The following is an 18,072-nucleotide window of genomic DNA, read 5'->3' as shown; positions in this document are numbered from 1 at the left end:
TAGAGTTAAAAGGGGTAAGCATATGAAAAAATTAATTGGTATAGCACTTGTGTTGTTTTTATTATTAGTAGCTTGCTCGAAACAACTGGATGAAACAAATGCAGATAAACAAACAGCAGAAGCTAGAAAAAATGAATTAATACTCGCTATTGGAAGTGAACCGGAGGATGGTTTTGATCCAACTTTAGGGTGGGGGAGATATGGTAATCCGCTTTTCCAAAGTACCTTATTTACCTATGATGCTGATTTTCAAATAAAATATGATTTGGCAGAATCGTATGAAGTGAGTCGTGATGGTTTAGAATGGACAATTAAAATTCGACAAGATGTTCTTTTTGCTGATGGAGAACTACTTGATGCGAAAGATGTTGTTTTTACATTTAACAAAACAAAAAACAGTGCTTCTGTTGTTGATTTAAATAATATGAAGAAAATAGAAGCAAAAGATGAATTTACAATACAAATAACACTACAAGAACCAGATTCTACTTTTATTTATACGCTGGCAACAACGGGTATTGTACCGGAACATGCTTATAGTAATACATACAAGGAAAATCCGATAGGATCTGGACCTTATCAACTAGTACAATGGGAGAAGGGACAGCAAATAATTGTAAAAGCGAATCCGAATTATTATCGGAAACAACCCTATTTTCAAAAGCTTACTTTTCTTTTCCTATCTGAAGATGCTGCTTTTGCTGCAGCGAAAGCAGGTCAGGTTGACGTGGTTTCTGTACCAGCCGCTTCAGGCGAATCAAAAATAGAAGGCATGCGGTTAATTCAGTTAAAATCGGTAGACAATCGAGGAGTTATGTTACCTTATGTAGTCTCTAGTGGAGAGACAGAGGATCATTTTCCGATTGGGAATGATGTAACAGCAGATATAGCTATCCGAAAAGCGATGAATATGGCAATTGATAGGCAATTGCTAGTTGATGGTATCTTAAACGGTTTCGGAACACCAGCTTATTCGGTTGCTGATGGTTTACCATGGTGGAATGAAGTTACCGTAATTGAGGATAATCGTGTAGAAGAAGCGAAGTTCACTTTAGAGAAAGCAGGCTGGAAGCTCCAAGATAATGGAATAAGAGCAAAAGATGGAATAGAAGCTTCTATTTCTTTAGTTTATCCTGCAGGGGATCAAATTCGTCAATCACTGTCACTTGCCTTTGCTGAGATGGTTGAGCCACTAGGTGTCAAAGTTACACCAAAAGGTAAAAGTTGGAATGAGATAGAGAAAGTGATGTATTCCCAGCCAGTAATGATGGGGTGGGGTAGTCATAGTCCTCTTGAAATGTATCATCTATATAGTAGTTCAACCAAAGGAATTGGATATTATAATGCTAACTATTATTCTAATGCCAATGTAGATAACTATATGAATAAGGCATTACGTACTACTTCACAAGGAGAAGCAATGAAGTGGTGGAAAAAAGCACAATGGGATGGAGAAACTGGTTTTTCCGCTAAAGGTGATGCACCTTGGATCTGGTTGGTCAATGTAGATCATTTATATTTTGTTAATGAAAAATTAGACATTGGAAAGCAAAAAATACAGCCACACGGTCATGGTTGGCCAATTACAGATTTTATATCAGACTGGCATTGGAAAGAATAGAAAAGGGGCAATCGCGTGATAGTACAACAAATAGTGAAATTTATAGTTAAAAAAGGCATAAAACTCGTATCGTTACTAATTGTAGTTAGTGTCTTTTCATATCTATTACTCTCCTATTCACCAATTGATCCAGTTCAATCTTATATTGGAGCAGATATGACAAGGGTTGGACCGGAGCAACGAGCGGCAATTGCTGAATATTGGGGGTTAAACGAACCAATAGTTGATCGCCTTGCTAGCTGGGGCTTGTCTTTACTTCAAGGTGATTTCGGCACGTCCGCAATATATCGTGCTCCTGTATTACACGTCATAGGTGAACGCTTTTTAGCGTCCTTAACATTAATGGGGCTAGCATGGATTCTATCGGGTCTAGTTGGCTTTGTGATAGGTATTATAGCTGGAATAAAGCAAGGGACATGGGTAGATAAACTATTAAAAGGTTACTGTTACTTGTTAGCCTCCACTCCTACCTTCTGGTTAGGATTAATGATGTTAATGTTATTTTCAGTTTGGCTGGGCTGGTTTCCGATAGGATTAGCTTCACCAGCGGGCATTTTGGCAGAGGATGTTTCCATTTCTGATAAATTAAATCATTTAATCCTACCAGTTCTGACATTAAGTATTATTGGTGTGTCTAACATTGCCTTACATACACGGCAAAAGCTTATAGATACATATAACAGTGATTTTATTCGCTATGCAGTAGCTAAGGGGATAAAGGGACATGCACTTCTGTTTCGGCATGCATTAAGAAATATCTCACTCCCAGCTATCTCCCTACATTTTGCTTCATTTGGAGAGATTTTTGGAGGGGCTATTTTAGCTGAACAAGTCTTTTCCTATCCTGGATTAGGACAAGCAGTTGTTCAAGCGGGTTTAAATGGAGATGTTCCATTACTCTTAGGAATTGTACTGTTTAGTACTATTTTTGTCTTTTTTGGAAATACACTTGCAGACGTTTTATATGTAGTAGTAGATCCTCGTATACGTAGGGAGGACAGTATATGAGCAAAATACTTCCTCTTTCAAAAAGACAACGTGTCATTGTATCTATCCTTTTTTCTGTATTGATATTGGCAGCTATTATAGTGACAGGTTCACTTATAGGTGAGGAAAGAATGGCAATACAATTAGCAAGTAAGCACCAAGCTCCTTCTTTGGAACATCCTTTTGGAACGGATTGGTTAGGAAGAGATATGTTAGTTAGAACAGTGAAAGGTCTAACGATAAGTATGGGGATTGGTGTACTTGCGGCATTTGCTAGTACAATAATCGCTTTTGCATTAAGTATACTGTCTATTTTAAACAAAACGCTAGATCGTATGGTTACTAGTTTAATTGATTTATTTCTAAGTGTACCCCATATTGTCATGTTATTACTTCTTTCATTTGTTTTTGGTGGTGGCTATAAAGGTGTAATTATCGGGCTTTCACTAACCCATTGGCCTTCCTTAACGAGACTGCTTCGTTCAGAATTGTTACAAATAAAATCCAAGGAATTTGTGACTATTTCTTATCGTTTAGGCAAAAAGAAGTTATGGATTATTATGCATCATTTCATTCCACATGTGCTACCACAAATGTTTGTTGGTTTCTTATTATTGTTTCCACATGCCATTTTACACGAGGCAGCAATTACATTTTTAGGGTTTGGTCTTCCACCTGAACAACCAGCTATAGGGATCATTTTAGCTGAATCGATGCGTTATTTATCTGTTGGTATGTGGTGGTTAGCTTTATTCCCAGGGTTTTCATTAGTAATAATGGTTACCCTATTTGATGCTTTAGGAAAAAATCTGCGAGTATTTATAGATCCTTTTCATAGTTAACAATCGTAAGGAGCAATCGGTATGGATCAAAATAAACACAATCTACCACTATTAGAAGTAAAAGATTTTTCTTTGTCCTTTCGTGCATATCAAAGAGGTATGATAGAAACCAAATTAGAAGTGATAAAAAAATTAAATCTTACCATTTATGAGGGGGAGATTGTAGCTGTTGTTGGTGCAAGTGGATCTGGGAAAAGTTTGCTAGCAAATGCAATCCTCGGTATTTTACCGTCACATGCAAAATGGACAGGAGAACTAAAGTATAAAGGGAAAAATTTAACTGAGAAAGAGCTAAAGCATTTACGTGGGAAAGAAATTATTTTAATTCCTCAATCAACACATGCTTTAAATCCACTTATGAAAGTTGGTAAACAGGTAGAGGAGGCTGTTTTCTCGAAAGATAAAAAAATGATAAGAAATAATATAATTAGTCGAATTGGCTTGCCTTCCAGAATAGCTGATCAATATCCATTTGAACTTTCAGGAGGAATGCAAAGAAGTATAATGGGTGCTATAGCTATGATAAGTCCTGCAAATTTAATTATTGCGGATGAACCAACACCAGGCTTAGACCCTGTAATTTTAAAAGAAACTACTCAAATGTTGAAACAGCTTTCTAAAGTAGGCAAAGGCGTTATGTTTATTAGTCATGATATTCGGACAGCTTTATCAATTGCCGATCGAGTGGTTGTTTTTAAACAGGGTGAAACAATAGAGGAGGCAAAAGTAGAAGCATTCACTAAAGAAGGGGAATGTTTAGCGCATGCTTATACAAAAAAACTATGGAATGCGCTCCCAGAGAATGATTTTAGTTCAGTTAAAACCTATGCTTCATCTTCATCTACAAATAAATGTGTAAAAGGAAATGCATTACGGGCTGTTAAGCTAAGCTATCATTATAAGGGAGCGGAGCCTCTGTTTGACAATCTATCTCTAACCATTACACCAGGTGAAATTGTTGGATTACAAGGCTATAGTGGTGCAGGAAAAACAACTTTAGCCAAAATCTTAGCTGGTTATGTGAAACCATCGTCTGGCTATGTGAACATAAGTGGAGAGAAAGGAAATAGGGTAGGTGTTTATCCTGTTCAGCTTGTTTGGCAGCATCCGGAGAAAGCAATTAATCCACGTTGGAAGATGAAGAAAGTACTTGCAGAGAGTGACATGCAGTCAGATTCACTTCTTAATAAACTTGGTATTCAGGAGAATTGGTTATCTCGTTGGCCTAGTGAATTATCCGGTGGCGAGTTACAACGATTTTGTATTGCTCGTGCCCTAAATGCTGAGACAAAATTTCTAATTGCCGATGAAATGACAACCATGTTAGATTCGATTACACAAGCAAGGCTGTGGGAAGTGGTATGTCAAGTAGCCAGAGAACGTCAAATAGGGATACTTGCAATTAGCCATGATAGTTATCTTTTAAGCCGTATTAGCGATCGAGTAATTGATTTTTCATCAATTTGTCATGGGTGATTTGTATACTAACCTATTATCATAGTTCGTAATAATAGGTTAGTAAGATGGGATTTACTCGGTTGTGCGAATTTGTTACAAGTAACGAAAAGGAAACTACGTATGTGTTTATATATGGTGAAATCATTTCCAAGGAAATGATTTCACCATATATAGTTGCTTAACAATCCAGTTCATACTTCTTTTACGCTTTAACCTTTTTCGTATAAGTATTAACTAAAAATTGATAAAACAATGATTCAGTAGGTAATAGGCTTCTTTGTGTTGGATAGATAACGCCAACCGTACGTGTTAAAGTTGAATCGGAAATTGGAATCACAACAGTGGACTGTGGTGTATTATCAACTAACGTCATCTCAGGCATTAAGGCAACCCCTAAACCAGCAGATACTAATCCCTTTAGTGCGTCAATATCTTTACCTTCGAAAGCAATATTTGGGGAGAATCCAACTTTATTACACGCTTGTATGACTTGGTCTCTAAATACTAGTCCTTCCGGAAGAACTAAAAAGGGTTCTTCCTTTAAGGTCTCTAATTTAATAGAATTTTTGTTTGCTAAGGAGTGATTGATTGGTAGTAGTGCTACAATATCTTCAGAAAATAGGATGGTCCCATCAATTTTATTTTTAGACGCTTTATCTGGCATTGGTGCAATCATTGCTAAGTTAAAATCACCATCAATAATCCCTTCAATTAAATCATCATGTAATGCATTACTCATATGAAATTTAGCCTCTGGATATTGTTCCCGAAATGCATAGATATTAGATGGTAATGTGTATGCAGCCATACTAGTTGGATACCCAATCCGTACTGTTCCTTTCTCTGGATTTAGATGTTCGTTCACTTCACGCTTTGCTTCGTCCATCAGATATTTAATATGATTCATTCTTTCGAAGAAAACTTTACCTATTGGTGTTAATTTAACTCTCCGGCCTTCTCGGATGAATAGATCGACCCCTAGTTCGTTTTCTAAATTAACAATTTGTCTACTAACAGATGATTGAGCAACATGTAAATGTATTGCAGCTTCGGTCATATGTTCTCGCTTCGCTACTTCTAGAAAATATTGTATTTGTCGTGTTTCCATCAAATCACTCCAATAATTTTTCATTTTTATTTATAAGGAATGCGTTAAACGCATTAATATAATCTAATATTGATATTGTAGCTATTAGTGAAAAAATTGTAAAATAGAAATACAGAATAAAAAACATAAAATAGGTAAATAAAAACATAGTTGGGAGATGTTCCGATGACGCAAGTAGATAATCAGCAATTACAAGTTGCAAAAGATTATGTGGAAAAATTATTTGACAAAGTTGTAGAAAAAAATCCTGGTGAAGAAGAATTCCATCAGGCAGTAAAAGAAGTTTTAGATTCATTGGTTCCGGCAATTGCACAAAACCCAGCGTATATGAAAGAAGCAGTTTTAGATAGAATGGTCGAACCAGAAAGATTGCTTACATTTAGAGTACCTTGGGTAGACGATGAAGGTAATGTCCAGGTTAACCGAGGATTCCGAGTACAATTCAATAGTGCGATTGGTCCTTACAAAGGTGGATTAAGATTCCACCCATCTGTTAATGCTAGTATCATCAAATTCTTAGGTTTTGAACAAATGTTTAAAAATTCATTAACTGGTCAACCAATAGGAGCAGGAAAAGGTGGATCAGACTTTGATCCAAAAGGTAAATCTGATCTAGAAATCATGCGTTTCTGTCAAAGCTTCATGACAGAGTTGAGCCGTTATATTGGACCAGATACAGACGTTCCTGCAGGTGATATTGGTGTTGGAGCGAGAGAGATTGGCTATATGTTTGGTCAATATAAAAAATTACGCGGAGCATATGAAGCTGGTGTGTTAACAGGAAAAGCAATTGGTTATGGTGGTAGTCTTGGACGTAAAGAGGCAACAGGATATGGAACAGTATATTTTGTTGACGAAATGTTAAAAGATAAAGGTTTAAGCTTTAATGGAAGTACTGTTGTCGTTTCAGGCTCAGGAAATGTATCTATTTATGCAATGGAAAAAGCAATGGAGCTTGGTGCAAAAGTAGTTGCATGTAGTGACTCAAGTGGTTATATTTACGATCCAAATGGTATTCAATTAGATACAGTTAAACAGTTAAAAGAGGTAGAAAGTAAACGTATTTATGAATATGTAGATACTCATCCAGAAGCGACTTTTGTAGATGATTTTTCAAAAATCTGGACTATTCCTTGTGATATTGCATTACCATGTGCAACACAAAATGAACTTAACAAAGAGGCTGCAGATACATTGATTTCAAATGGCGTTAAAGCAATTGGCGAAGGTGCTAATATGCCATCTACGTATGATGCTGTTAATGCATTCATAGAAAATAATGTGTTATTTGGACCAGCTAAAGCAGCCAATGCAGGCGGAGTTGCTGTTTCAGCGTTAGAAATGGCACAGAATAGTGCAAGACTAGCTTGGACTGCTGAAGAAGTAGATGGTAAGCTACAAGAGATAATGAAGGATATTTATCAAGCAAGTGTTAAAGCCTCTGAACAAAATGGAGCTACAGGTAATTTAGTGGTAGGTGCTAATATCGCTGGATTTACAAAAGTGGCTGATGCAATGATTGCACAAGGGGTTATCTAAAAATTATAATTGATGCGAAAAACATTAGGACCTTTCATTAAAAGGTACCTAATGTTTTTTTATTAAAAATAGATACGTGCGTTTAAAATGATTCACTTTGGCAGTGATCGTTTTTTCATGATAATCTAAACGATAGGCAATAACGATACTATAATAAGGTTGGTTGACAGATGCAAAAGCAAATTCTAAACAATGACTGGGGTCTAATGTTGGAAGATGAGTTTAAGAAAGATTATTATTTAAAATTAAGAGAGTTTTTAAAAAAAGAATATCAAACACAAACGATTTACCCAGAGATGCATGATATCTTTAACGCATTACATTATACTACTTTTAATAATGTGAAAGTAGTTATTCTAGGCCAAGATCCTTACCATGGGCCGAAACAAGCACATGGTTTAAGCTTTTCTGTAAAGCCAGAAGTAGTTATCCCGCCATCATTACGTAACATTTATAAAGAACTACATGCAGATCTAGGTTGTGCGATTCCTAACCATGGTAATTTAGTAAAATGGGCAGAACAAGGAGTGCTATTGTTAAATAATGTATTGACTGTTCGAGCAGGTCAAGCACATTCACACCGAGGAATGGGTTGGGAACAGTTTACTGATCGAGTGATTGACGTATTAAATCAAAAAGAAACGCCAGTTGTATATATTTTATGGGGAGCAGCCGCACAAAAGAAAATAAAGTTAATTGATACGTCAAAACATTTTATTGTTCGTTCAACTCACCCAAGTCCATTATCAGCATATAGAGGATTCTTTGGTAGCAAGCCTTTCTCCAAAACGAATGAACTATTAAAACAAGTCGGTAAAGAGACAATTGATTGGGAAATTAAGAGTATATAACAAGTGTGAATGTTTTAATCTAAATAGTAACAGCCGAACTATTACTATAGTTCGGCTGTTACTATTTTTTATCTTTATTCTAGGCTTTATTTGAATTGCAAAACCTTCATTGCGTCTTTAACTGTCATGTATGTTTTCATCAATCTAAGTTTTTCACCAATTTCGGTTGTCTTGATTGCAAGTTCGGGACGAATTCCTGTTAGAACAAGTTGTGTGCCAATCAAAGATGTCAAATCAAATAATTTTAAGATGGAGGAAGCAACGTATGTATCAACCTCATACAAACCTGATAAGTCTAAAATTAGATATTCATCTTTTGAGGCACTTAAATAGTTGGAGATAGCATTCGTTAGTTTTTCCATTCTTGTATGATGGAGAGATCCAATTAACGGAAGAACAGCTATTGATTCTCCAACGGGAACGATGGGTGTTGATAATTGATCCATTTCTGCTAGCGCTTCTGCTAATAAACGTTCCTTTTCCTTCTCTCTTGTCACATCTTTTTGGACGCCGACGAAGTAAAGCTTTTGTTCTTCTTCAATCCACATTGGATCAATTGCAAGTTCATTCCAAAATCCAGTACCATCTTTTTTATAGTTATACAACTGAACCGTAATTGCTTCTTCTTTTTTTATAGCTTCACGGATACGATCAATTGTCATTTGATCGGTTTCTTCACCTTGTAGAAACCTACAATTCTTTCCTATAATATCTTCTGCCTGATATCCTGTCATATTAATGAAACCTTGATTGATAAATATGATTGGATGATCGTCCAATGATGGATCAGTGATTATTAAACCTACTTTGGTATGATCCAGCGCTTTTTTAAATAGGTCATGTTTTTTATCTATATTTTTCATCCCTTACCCCCTAAAAAAAACGTCCTAACGATAATAATTATAAAAATTATCTCACTTTCAAGTTATAAAATCAATATGCATGCTAGTCATAGGTGTGATAACTATCATATCACGAGATAAAGGTAATCGGTACACTTGCATAAAAGGAGGCTGAAAAGATGAACAAAAAACAATTGGTTGATGAATTGAATATGCAACTAGCAAACTGGAATGTGTTAGATACTAAACTTCATGCTTATCATTGGTATGTTACTGGGCCAGACTTTTTCGTCTTACATGAAAAATTTGAAGCATGGTATAACGAAGCTGCTGAATATATTGATGAATTAGCAGAACGTATCTTAACAATAGGAGACAAGCCAATCGCTTCAATGAAAGAATACCTTAAGCATAGTTCATTGGAAGAGGCGACAGGGGAAGAATCAACAAAAGAGATGGTTCAACAGCTTAAGGAAGATTTTACGCGTGTTGTTTCTGAATCAAAAGAAATTGTACAGATGGCGGAAGAACTTGGAGATCAGCCAACAGCTGACTTTTTTATTGGAGTAACTGCAACATTACAGAAGCACATTTGGATGATGAATGCCTATCTTAATTAAACGTTATTATAGCTTCGCATAGCTTTAAAAAGTCCTTCACTTAAATAGAATAAAAAAACATTTCTTCACTTTGAATCGTATAAAGGTTCAAAGTGATTTTTTTTGGGCGTAAAGAAAATGTATAAAATATAAAATAGTATATTTCTTATTATGTATTCGTCAGTTTTTAACAAATGTAAGGCTTTTTTTGAAAAAACCCTTCTAAGGATATATTATTATGGTACACTAACAAATAGTTTTGTTATTAATAGCTTAAGGAGCTTTTGTATGCGACTATTCTCTAGACAGTTTAAACTCTCAAAACAGATTTCTACTGTACAAATGATTGTTTTATTCTACGTAACAGCTGTAGCGGTTTCAACGCTTATATTAAGTATGCCGTTTTTTAGAACAGAAGGTGCTACGCTCTCTTTTATTGATACTATGTTTACTGCTATTAGTGGAATTAGTGTAACAGGACTAACTGTTGTGTCTACTGCAGATACCTTTAACACAGCAGGGCATGTAGCGCTAGCATTTATCTTGCAATTTGGTGGGATTGGAATTATGACACTTGGAACATTCCTTTACATCTTATTTGGTAAGAAAATTGGATTGCGTGGAAGACAGCTGATTCGAATTGATCAGAATAGAACGACACTTTCAGGTTTAGTGAAACTAATGCTGAAAATCTTACAAATCGTTTTGATTATCGAACTTTTTGGAACAATTATTTTAACTACATATTTTTTGAGTTATTATGATAGTTGGTTTGTAGCCTTGGAGCAGGGGTTTTTTGCTGCAGTTAGTGCTACGACAAACGCAGGTTTTGATATTACAGGGAATTCTTTAATTCCGTTTGCCGATGATTATTTTGTACAATTCATCAATATGGTACTACTTATTTTAGGTGCAATTGGTTTTCCAGTATTAATTGAGGTGCAAGAGCTTTTAAGAGGGAAACATCATGGAATACATGAAAAGCATTCATTTTCATTGTTTACAAAGTTAACAACCATTACTTTCTTTTCTTTGATTGTGATTGGTGCTGTTTTCATCTTTTTATTTGAGCGTAACCATTTCTTTATGGATAAATCGTGGCACGAGACATTATTTTATAGTCTGTTTCAGTCTGTAACTACTCGAAATGGTGGGCTTGCAACCATGGATATGAATAATTTTTCCGCTCCAACATTATTAATGATGAGTGTCCTTATGTTTATTGGTGCTTCGCCTAGTAGTGTTGGTGGTGGGATTCGAACGACGACCTTTGCAATTATGCTGTTAGCTATTTTAAATTATGCTAAAGGTAATACAAGTATTAAAGTCTTTAGTAGACAAATCTCACAAGAAGATGTCTTGCGGTCTTTTATTGTAATCACGACCGCTGCTATGCTTTGTATTATTTCAACCATAATATTAAGTGTTACAGAAGATTTCTCGCCACTTGCTCTTTTGTTCGAGGTTTCGTCTGCCTTCGGAACAACTGGTTTGTCTCTGGGGATTACAGCAGATTTAAGTGTGATTGGTAAATTAATTATTATGTTTTTAATGTTCGTTGGACGTATTGGTATTTTCTCCTTCTTATTTATGATAAGAGGAAAAGAGAAAAAAGATGTTTATCGCTATCCAACAGAAAAAATTATTATTGGATAACAACAAAAATAATTTTGTGAATAGGCACCTATAGAGGAGCGCTTGAAAAAAGCGTTTCTGCTATAGGTGCTTTTTTAATTAGGGAATCTGGTAATTAAACTAGTGAAAAAAAATAACACATTAATTCTTCATATTCTGTTTGTATTTGCTTGCGTTCCCTATATGGTCATGTAGTATAGTTAACATAATGAATTAATTTTTATTGTAGATTGGAAGGGGAACAAGGATCGCATGACAAAAACAGCTAATTATCATCCCACAATAGGAAGTGTACTCAATAATATAAACCGCGTGATTATCGGAAAAGAAGAAGTAAGCCTGTTAAGCTTAGTCGCATTACTGTCTGAGGGGCATGTTTTGCTAGAAGATGTACCAGGCGTTGGAAAAACCATGCTTGTAAAAACATTAGCTAAATCATTAGACTGTGACTTCAAACGAATTCAATTCACCCCAGATTTATTACCTTCAGATGTTACCGGAGTTTCTATTTATAATCCAAAAGAGATGAAGTTTGAATTTAGAAATGGCCCAATTATGGGGGATGTTGTACTTGCTGATGAAATTAATCGAACATCTCCTAAAACACAGTCTTCCTTGTTAGAAGCGATGGAAGAGGGGAATGTAACAGTGGATGGGCAAACCATTGATTTAAAAAAACCTTTCTTTGTAATGGCTACACAAAATCCAATTGAATATGAGGGAACATACCCACTTCCAGAAGCTCAATTAGATCGGTTTTTACTTAAATTAAATATGGGTTATCCAACCGTTGAACAAGAATTAGAAATGCTTCGGAAAGTATCACAAAAGCATCCAATTGATACAATTGAAGCAGTAATGGATAAAACTGAACTATTATCGTTACAAAAAGAAGTCTGTCACGTGTTTATTGATGAAATGATACAAAGCTATATTATTCAATTAATAACAGCAACCCGTGAACATACCTCTATTTACTTAGGTGTTAGTCCACGAGGATCGATTGCACTAATGAAAGCTGCTAAAGCCTATGCATTGATTCATAATCGTGACTATGTCTTACCAGATGATGTGAAGTACCTAGCACCTTATGTATTGGGGCATCGTATCATCCTTTCACAAGAGGCAAAGTTTGAGGGAGTCGAATCAGTGCGTGTTATCCATGACATACTCCAACAAGTAGAAGTTCCCATACGGAAGGAACAACATCAATGAACCAGTTTCATCTTATAAGTAGAATATTACAATTGATTGTTTTGTTTGGTGTTTTATTTTCTTATGCAATGTTTCAAGGCGGCTTTGTTAGTTGGTTTCTTTTTTATGCATTTGTCCCGTTATTTTTATATTTCATTCTTTTCCTTCTTTATCCTATTTCAAGATGGAAGATTAATCGAACACTATCACATGCTACGCGGTATGCAGGAGGTAAGGTAGAAGTAACTGTTGAAATAACACGTAAGGTAGGTGTACCCTTACCATTTATAATTATTGAGGATTGTTTTGGTCCATCATTAAAAAACGCTTATTATTCAAGAGAAATCTATCAATTTCTAAATCAACCAAACGTCACTCGAAAGAATCGTGTTAAAAAGAAGATTCACTTCCCTTTATTTAAAAGGATAATCACTTATCGTTATGTGTTAGATGCATTACCTCGTGGGTTACACCAATTACAAGCAACTCGAGTGAAAACAAGTGATTTCTTTGGAATCATTCAAAAGCAATATAGTTTCCCGTTGGAGAATACGTTAATCGTGTATCCGCAAACAAGACGGTTAGCCATGAGGCAATCAAGAAATAATATAGACGAGGGTGCATCACCTAGGTATGCGACACATTCTTCACACACACACGTTGTTAATGGCATACGTGAATATATGCCAGGTGATAGATTTTCTTGGATTGATTGGAAGGCAACCGCAAGGAAGCAAGAGATGATTACAAAAGAATTTGAACAAGAAAAGCATACAGATCAATTACTTATCTTAGATGCTTCGTACTACCAAGGAACAAATACAGTAGCATTTGAAGCAAATGTGGAATTGGTTCACTCCTTTTTGAATGGGTATGATGGGAAAAATACTAATCTTAGTTTATTAAGTATTGGGGAACAAACAAAATATTTTTCTTCTATACAAATAGGAGGTAAGCATGCTATTTTACAACATCTTGCTATGGTTCAACCAGAAGGTGAGGGATCGTTTTCTGAACAATTAAGAAAAAATGTAAACGTACTATCTCCTAATTTAATTGTTCATGTCTTCGTTTCGAACCTAACACAAGAACGCATGCAAGTGCTAGGACAATTATGTAAAAAAATGAATCGAGTAGTTGTTTATATGACCAAGGCGTCGGAAGAATGGACAGATGAAGATAACTGGTATTTAGAACAATGTCGTTATATGGACATCACATTAAATCGAATAACAGAGGATAAATTGAAACAAGCGGTCATAGAGGTGAGTGTCTAATGACTCATTATCATCAAACGGAGTCGAAGGTTTTTCATACATTACTGTACTTAGGTGGATTTCTGTTATTTTGGGAATGGCTACGACCATTGGCAATCATTTCAGACACTGGAAATGTAGAAGTGTTTGTTGTATTTGCGGGTTTTTGTTTTTTATTATCATATTTAAATTTGACGAGATGGATTGCGATCCCTTTAAAATTAGTAGCAATAGTAATTATATTGGATGGGTTGTTTTTACAAGAAACAATAGCTACTCATGTATGGTTTCAACGCTTTGCTACACAAATAGACTATAATATTGGCTTAATACAAAATCAAATATGGACAGATTTCACCCCTTTTTTTAGGACTATGTTGTTCTTGTTCATTCTTTGGTTAATGACTTACTTACTGTATTATTGGTTTGTTGTTGTGAAGCGTGTTTTTCCTTTTGTGTTATTTACTTTTATATATATTACAATCTTGGATACGTTCACTGCTTATCAAGCAAATACAGCGATTGTTCGAACGTTTATTATTTCTTTATTTGTACTTGCAATAGCTAGCTTTTTAAATCAAATGAACCGAGAATTAATTCGGCCTATTTTCGGTAAATGGTTTGCTTCAAGTCTAATGCCAATTTTTGTTTTATTACCTATTTTAATTGTATTTGGTTTCCTCGCACCAAAATTTGAGCCGATTTGGCCTGATCCAGTACCATATATCACGAGTACAGCAGAAGATGCAGGATTCAAGGAAGGTGGGAACCATGCCATACAAAAGGCCGGTTATGGTGAAGATGATACCCAACTTGGTGGTTCATTCATTCAAGATGATACTCCTATTTTTATAGTTGATTCTAAACAGCGACATTACTTTAGAATTGAGTCTAAAGATAGATATACCGGAAAAGGTTGGGAGCGTTCAACAAACCTAGATTTTCAATTGCGACCGAATGGTTCATTTAATCTAGAAATGTTTTCACCAGAAGTGAAAACAAAGAGACTTGATGCGTCGATCACTTTTACCGATCAAGTTAATTTCACCAAATTAGTATATCCATACGGAACGAATGAAATTATGGGGCCTGATCAAATAGATTATTTATTTGATCGAGAAACTGGAACGATAGAAATAGAAGGTAATGATTATTCTGCTTTGTTTAATGACTACAATGTACAATATGACTATCCGGCTTTTGCACTGAATCAACTAAGGCAAGAAAAACCAAATGATCCTATGGATATCCAGTCCAATTATTTACAATTACCCAATAGTCTACCAAATCGAGTCATAGAGTTAGCTAAAGAGATTACAAAGGATGCTACGAATCGATATGATAAGACGAAAGCGATTGAAGGCTACTTTGATAAAGGAGATTTCACTTATCAAACAAAAGACGTAGCAATTCCTGAAGCCGAAGAAGATTATGTCGATCAATTTTTATTTGATACACAAGTAGGTTACTGTGATAATTTTTCTACGTCTATGGTTGTTATGTTACGTGCATTAGATATTCCTGCACGTTGGACAAAAGGTTTTACTGGAGGGCAATTGACGGATCAGGCCCAAACATTTGGAAATGAAAAAAACACATATGAAGTAACCAATGGAAATGCACACTCATGGGTTGAAGTTTATTTTCCAAATGTAGGATGGGTTCCGTTTGAACCAACCATTGGTTTTTCTGGTAGTGCAGATTTCTATGAAGAAGCAAATGGTGAAGCAACAGACACAGAAACGGAAGAAGATACAATGACTGAAGAACAACAACAAGAAAACCAACAACAAGAAGAAGCAAAAAAGCAAGAAGAAACAAACGATAATATAGCAGAAAATGATGATTCAGCTCATGCTTTTGGTTGGTATGCTTGGATAATAATCGTTCTTATAATGATTGTTGGTGTCACCTTGTATCTGTATCGCTATCGATGGTTAAATCGTTTGATGATGTATCGTTATGCATCATTTGCTAGTGTTGAAGTGTTTGAACATGCATATCATTATTTGCTACGTGTTTTAAATTATAAAGGAATGAAGCAGAAGCCAGGTGAGACACTAAGGGAGTATGCTGTTAGAGTAGATCAACACCTAGGTATAGACAAAATGCAACAGTTAACTACGATGTATGAAAGAATTTTGTACCGTAATGAAGTTTCTATTGACCAGGATGAACATGCGCATGAGTTATGGGAAGATATGTTAAAACGTATATTCTCTTGACCGATATAGATGGCGTTGATAGAATAAGTAAAGTATAACTACGATCCGTGTATCATTTTTCATTTAATACTGATTGTTAAGTGAACAATCCCACTTACTAGTGGTTTATCTTTTTCATAAGTCGTGAATTAGGTATTACTACTAGATAATGTGGGATAAATATATAATAAAACTACCTCGATATAATCTCGATAATATGGTTCGGGAGTTTCTAACGAGATACCGTGAATTTCTCGACTATGGAGGCAGATTTACTCTTTTTAAATCTGTCTTCTACTATGAAGGAGACGGATTTTTCGTTATATATAAGGGAAGTTAATGCTAGATGAAGGGGTTGACAGGCTTTGCAGGTAAATAATGAAATGGTTCTTGTATTAGATTTTGGTAGTCAATATAACCAATTAATTACAAGAAGAATAAGAGAATTTGGTGTGTATAGTGAACTTCACTCACATCGCTTAACGTTAGAAGAAATTAAAGCAATGAATCCAAAAGGAATTATTCTTTCTGGTGGTCCTCATAGTGTGTATGGTGAAGACAGCTTTCGTTGTGATGAAGGAATATTTGATCTAGGTATTCCTGTCTTAGGGATTTGTTACGGGATGCAATTAATGACACATCATTTTGGTGGAACAGTACAGCGAGCAAATGAGCGTGAATATGGAAAAGCAGATATTCATGTCACAGATAAGGCGAAGCTTTTTACAGGTACACCAAATACACAAACGGTTTGGATGAGCCACAGCGATAAAATTATGGAAGCACCAGCAGATTTTGTTGTAGAAGCAACAAGTACATCTACTCCAGTTGCAGCAATGAGTAATGAAGAAAAGCAATTATATGGTGTGCAATTCCATCCAGAAGTCCGTAATACGATTTATGGAAATGACCTTTTAAAACAATTTGTCTTCGGCGTGTGTAATTGTCAAGGCGATTGGACGATGGCAAACTTTGTTGAACAAGAAATAGAAAAAATTCAAGAAAAAGTAGGCGATCGCAAAGTATTATGTGCTTTAAGTGGTGGCGTAGATTCATCTGTTGTAGCGGCACTTATTCACAAAGCAATCGGTGACCAACTAACATGTATTTTTGTTGACCATGGTTTACTTCGAAAAAATGAAGGCGAGATGGTTATGGAAACCTTCCGTGATGGCTTCCATATGAACATCATTAAGGTCGATGCACAAGATCGTTTCTTAAGTAAACTAAAAGGTGTAACAGATCCAGAGCAAAAACGTAAAATCATTGGAAATGAATTCATTTATGTGTTTGATGATGAAGCGGAAAAATTAAAAGACATGGACTTCCTAGCACAAGGAACACTTTATACCGATATTGTAGAAAGTGGAACCGAAACTGCGGAAACCATCAAGTCACACCATAATGTTGGTGGCTTGCCAGAGGACATGCAGTTCGAATTGCTAGAGCCATTAGATACATTATTTAAAGATGAAGTACGTGCGCTTGGATTGGAATTAGGTTTGCCAGAAGCAATTGTTTGGAGACAACCATTCCCAGGTCCAGGACTAGGTATTCGTGTCTTAGGAGAAGTTACTCCTGAGAAGGTTGAAATTGTGCGTGAATCGGATGCGATTTTACGTGAAGAAATCAAATTAGCTGGATTAGATCGTGACATCTGGCAGTATTTTACGGTATTACCTGATATCAAGAGTGTTGGTGTCATGGGAGATGCAAGAACATATGATCACACTATTGGTATACGAGCAGTAACATCGATCGATGGAATGACATCGGATTGGGCAAGAATTCCGTGGGATGTATTAGAAAAAATCTCCACGCGTATTGTCAATGAAGTCGATCATGTCAACCGCATTGTGTATGATGTAACGAGTAAGCCACCTGCTACGATTGAGTGGGAGTAATAACAGGAGAACGCCAAGCCTAGGTATATCAA

At 35.7% G+C, this 18,072-nt stretch carries 14 protein-coding genes and 1 riboswitch; of the genes, 12 read left to right on the top strand and 2 right to left on the bottom strand.

What is annotated here, in order from left to right:
* The first annotated feature begins 22 nt into the window (after positions 1-22).
* From BN1058_RS08240 to BN1058_RS08225, 4 genes are read left to right on the top strand one after another with little or no spacing between them, the layout of a single operon-like run.
* Positions 23-1,621, top strand: coding sequence for an ABC transporter substrate-binding protein (locus BN1058_RS08240; protein ID WP_090855510.1), 1,599 nt, complete (start codon positions 23-25; stop codon positions 1,619-1,621).
* Positions 1,622-1,639: 18 nt separating this feature from the next.
* Complete coding sequence (locus tag BN1058_RS08235; protein ID WP_090856094.1) at positions 1,640-2,629, top strand: ABC transporter permease; 990 nt, start codon at positions 1,640-1,642, stop codon at positions 2,627-2,629.
* Complete coding sequence (locus BN1058_RS08230) at positions 2,626-3,450, top strand: ABC transporter permease (RefSeq protein ID WP_090855507.1); 825 nt, start codon at positions 2,626-2,628, stop codon at positions 3,448-3,450. Before BN1058_RS08235 ends, BN1058_RS08230 begins: the two co-directional genes overlap by 4 nt.
* A 21-nt stretch (positions 3,451-3,471) precedes the next feature.
* On the top strand, positions 3,472-4,926 hold the full coding sequence (locus BN1058_RS08225; RefSeq protein WP_090855503.1) for an ABC transporter ATP-binding protein: 1,455 nt from the start codon (positions 3,472-3,474) through the stop codon (positions 4,924-4,926).
* Between the two features lie 184 nt (positions 4,927-5,110).
* Here BN1058_RS08225 and BN1058_RS08220 read toward each other — a convergent pair whose 3' ends face one another.
* Positions 5,111-6,016, bottom strand: a complete 906-nt coding sequence (locus tag BN1058_RS08220; RefSeq protein WP_090855500.1) for a LysR family transcriptional regulator — start codon at positions 6,014-6,016, stop codon at positions 5,111-5,113.
* A 165-nt stretch (positions 6,017-6,181) separates the two neighbouring features.
* Here BN1058_RS08220 and gdhA point away from each other — a divergent pair, with 165 nt between their 5' ends.
* Together gdhA and BN1058_RS08210 are read left to right on the top strand one after the other, a co-directional pair.
* Positions 6,182-7,555: an NADP-specific glutamate dehydrogenase gene (gdhA, locus tag BN1058_RS08215; protein WP_090855498.1), complete on the top strand. Its 1,374-nt coding sequence runs from the start codon at positions 6,182-6,184 to the stop codon at positions 7,553-7,555.
* 170 nt (positions 7,556-7,725) lie between these two features.
* Complete coding sequence (locus BN1058_RS08210) at positions 7,726-8,406, top strand: uracil-DNA glycosylase (protein ID WP_090855495.1); 681 nt, start codon at positions 7,726-7,728, stop codon at positions 8,404-8,406.
* Positions 8,407-8,492: 86 nt separating this feature from the next.
* Here the strand turns inward: BN1058_RS08210 and BN1058_RS08205 are convergent, their stop codons facing one another.
* Positions 8,493-9,269: a YtvA family blue-light photoreceptor gene (locus tag BN1058_RS08205; protein ID WP_090855493.1), complete on the bottom strand. Its 777-nt coding sequence runs from the start codon at positions 9,267-9,269 to the stop codon at positions 8,493-8,495.
* A 158-nt stretch (positions 9,270-9,427) separates the two neighbouring features.
* Here BN1058_RS08205 and BN1058_RS08200 point away from each other — a divergent pair, with 158 nt between their 5' ends.
* The 6 genes from BN1058_RS08200 to guaA all read left to right on the top strand — a co-directional run bounded on the left by BN1058_RS08200 (position 9,428) and on the right by guaA (position 18,040).
* The gene (locus BN1058_RS08200; protein ID WP_090855490.1) at positions 9,428-9,868 is read left to right on the top strand and encodes a Dps family protein; all 441 of its coding nucleotides are present in this window, start codon (positions 9,428-9,430) and stop codon (positions 9,866-9,868) included.
* 267 nt (positions 9,869-10,135) lie between these two features.
* Positions 10,136-11,503, top strand: a complete 1,368-nt coding sequence (locus BN1058_RS08195) for a TrkH family potassium uptake protein (RefSeq protein WP_090855487.1) — start codon at positions 10,136-10,138, stop codon at positions 11,501-11,503.
* A gap of 231 nt (positions 11,504-11,734) precedes the next feature.
* Positions 11,735-12,697 carry an AAA family ATPase gene (locus BN1058_RS08190; RefSeq protein WP_090855484.1) on the top strand — a complete coding sequence of 321 codons (963 nt, stop codon included), beginning with the start codon at positions 11,735-11,737 and terminating at the stop codon, positions 12,695-12,697.
* Positions 12,694-13,953 (top strand): DUF58 domain-containing protein, encoded by a 1,260-nt coding sequence (locus BN1058_RS08185; protein ID WP_090855481.1) that lies wholly within the window; start codon positions 12,694-12,696, stop codon positions 13,951-13,953. The genes BN1058_RS08190 and BN1058_RS08185 overlap by 4 nt, the downstream gene beginning before the upstream one ends.
* A complete protein-coding gene (locus tag BN1058_RS08180; RefSeq protein WP_090855478.1) occupies positions 13,953-16,157 on the top strand; it encodes a transglutaminase TgpA family protein in 2,205 nt (734 codons plus the stop codon). Before BN1058_RS08185 ends, BN1058_RS08180 begins: the two co-directional genes overlap by 1 nt.
* 158 nt (positions 16,158-16,315) lie before the next feature.
* A riboswitch (purine riboswitch) is annotated at positions 16,316-16,417 on the top strand.
* A gap of 102 nt (positions 16,418-16,519) precedes the next feature.
* On the top strand, positions 16,520-18,040 hold the full coding sequence (guaA, locus tag BN1058_RS08175; RefSeq protein WP_090856091.1) for a glutamine-hydrolyzing GMP synthase: 1,521 nt from the start codon (positions 16,520-16,522) through the stop codon (positions 18,038-18,040).
* Positions 18,041-18,072: the final 32 nt, after the last annotated feature.

Origin of the sequence: Paraliobacillus sp. PM-2 (assembly GCF_001368815.1) — a bacterium.
Classification (GTDB): domain Bacteria; phylum Bacillota; class Bacilli; order Bacillales; family Amphibacillaceae; genus Paraliobacillus.
Note: the sequence above shows the minus strand (reverse complement) of the source record. Positions and strands in the feature narration are given on the sequence as shown.

Coding starts and splice junctions, on each gene's coding strand:
- BN1058_RS08220 (WP_090855500.1), bottom strand. CDS start 6,016: ATGGAAACACGACAAATACAATATTTTCTAGAAGTAGCGAAGCGAGAA.
- BN1058_RS08210 (WP_090855495.1), top strand. CDS start 7,726: ATGCAAAAGCAAATTCTAAACAATGACTGGGGTCTAATGTTGGAAGAT.
- BN1058_RS08185 (WP_090855481.1), top strand. CDS start 12,694: ATGAACCAGTTTCATCTTATAAGTAGAATATTACAATTGATTGTTTTG.
- BN1058_RS08195 (WP_090855487.1), top strand. CDS start 10,136: ATGCGACTATTCTCTAGACAGTTTAAACTCTCAAAACAGATTTCTACT.
- BN1058_RS08200 (WP_090855490.1), top strand. CDS start 9,428: ATGAACAAAAAACAATTGGTTGATGAATTGAATATGCAACTAGCAAAC.
- BN1058_RS08230 (WP_090855507.1), top strand. CDS start 2,626: ATGAGCAAAATACTTCCTCTTTCAAAAAGACAACGTGTCATTGTATCT.
- gdhA (WP_090855498.1), top strand. CDS start 6,182: ATGACGCAAGTAGATAATCAGCAATTACAAGTTGCAAAAGATTATGTG.
- BN1058_RS08225 (WP_090855503.1), top strand. CDS start 3,472: ATGGATCAAAATAAACACAATCTACCACTATTAGAAGTAAAAGATTTT.
- guaA (WP_090856091.1), top strand. CDS start 16,520: ATGGTTCTTGTATTAGATTTTGGTAGTCAATATAACCAATTAATTACA.
- BN1058_RS08240 (WP_090855510.1), top strand. CDS start 23: ATGAAAAAATTAATTGGTATAGCACTTGTGTTGTTTTTATTATTAGTA.
- BN1058_RS08190 (WP_090855484.1), top strand. CDS start 11,735: ATGACAAAAACAGCTAATTATCATCCCACAATAGGAAGTGTACTCAAT.
- BN1058_RS08205 (WP_090855493.1), bottom strand. CDS start 9,269: ATGAAAAATATAGATAAAAAACATGACCTATTTAAAAAAGCGCTGGAT.
- BN1058_RS08180 (WP_090855478.1), top strand. CDS start 13,953: ATGACTCATTATCATCAAACGGAGTCGAAGGTTTTTCATACATTACTG.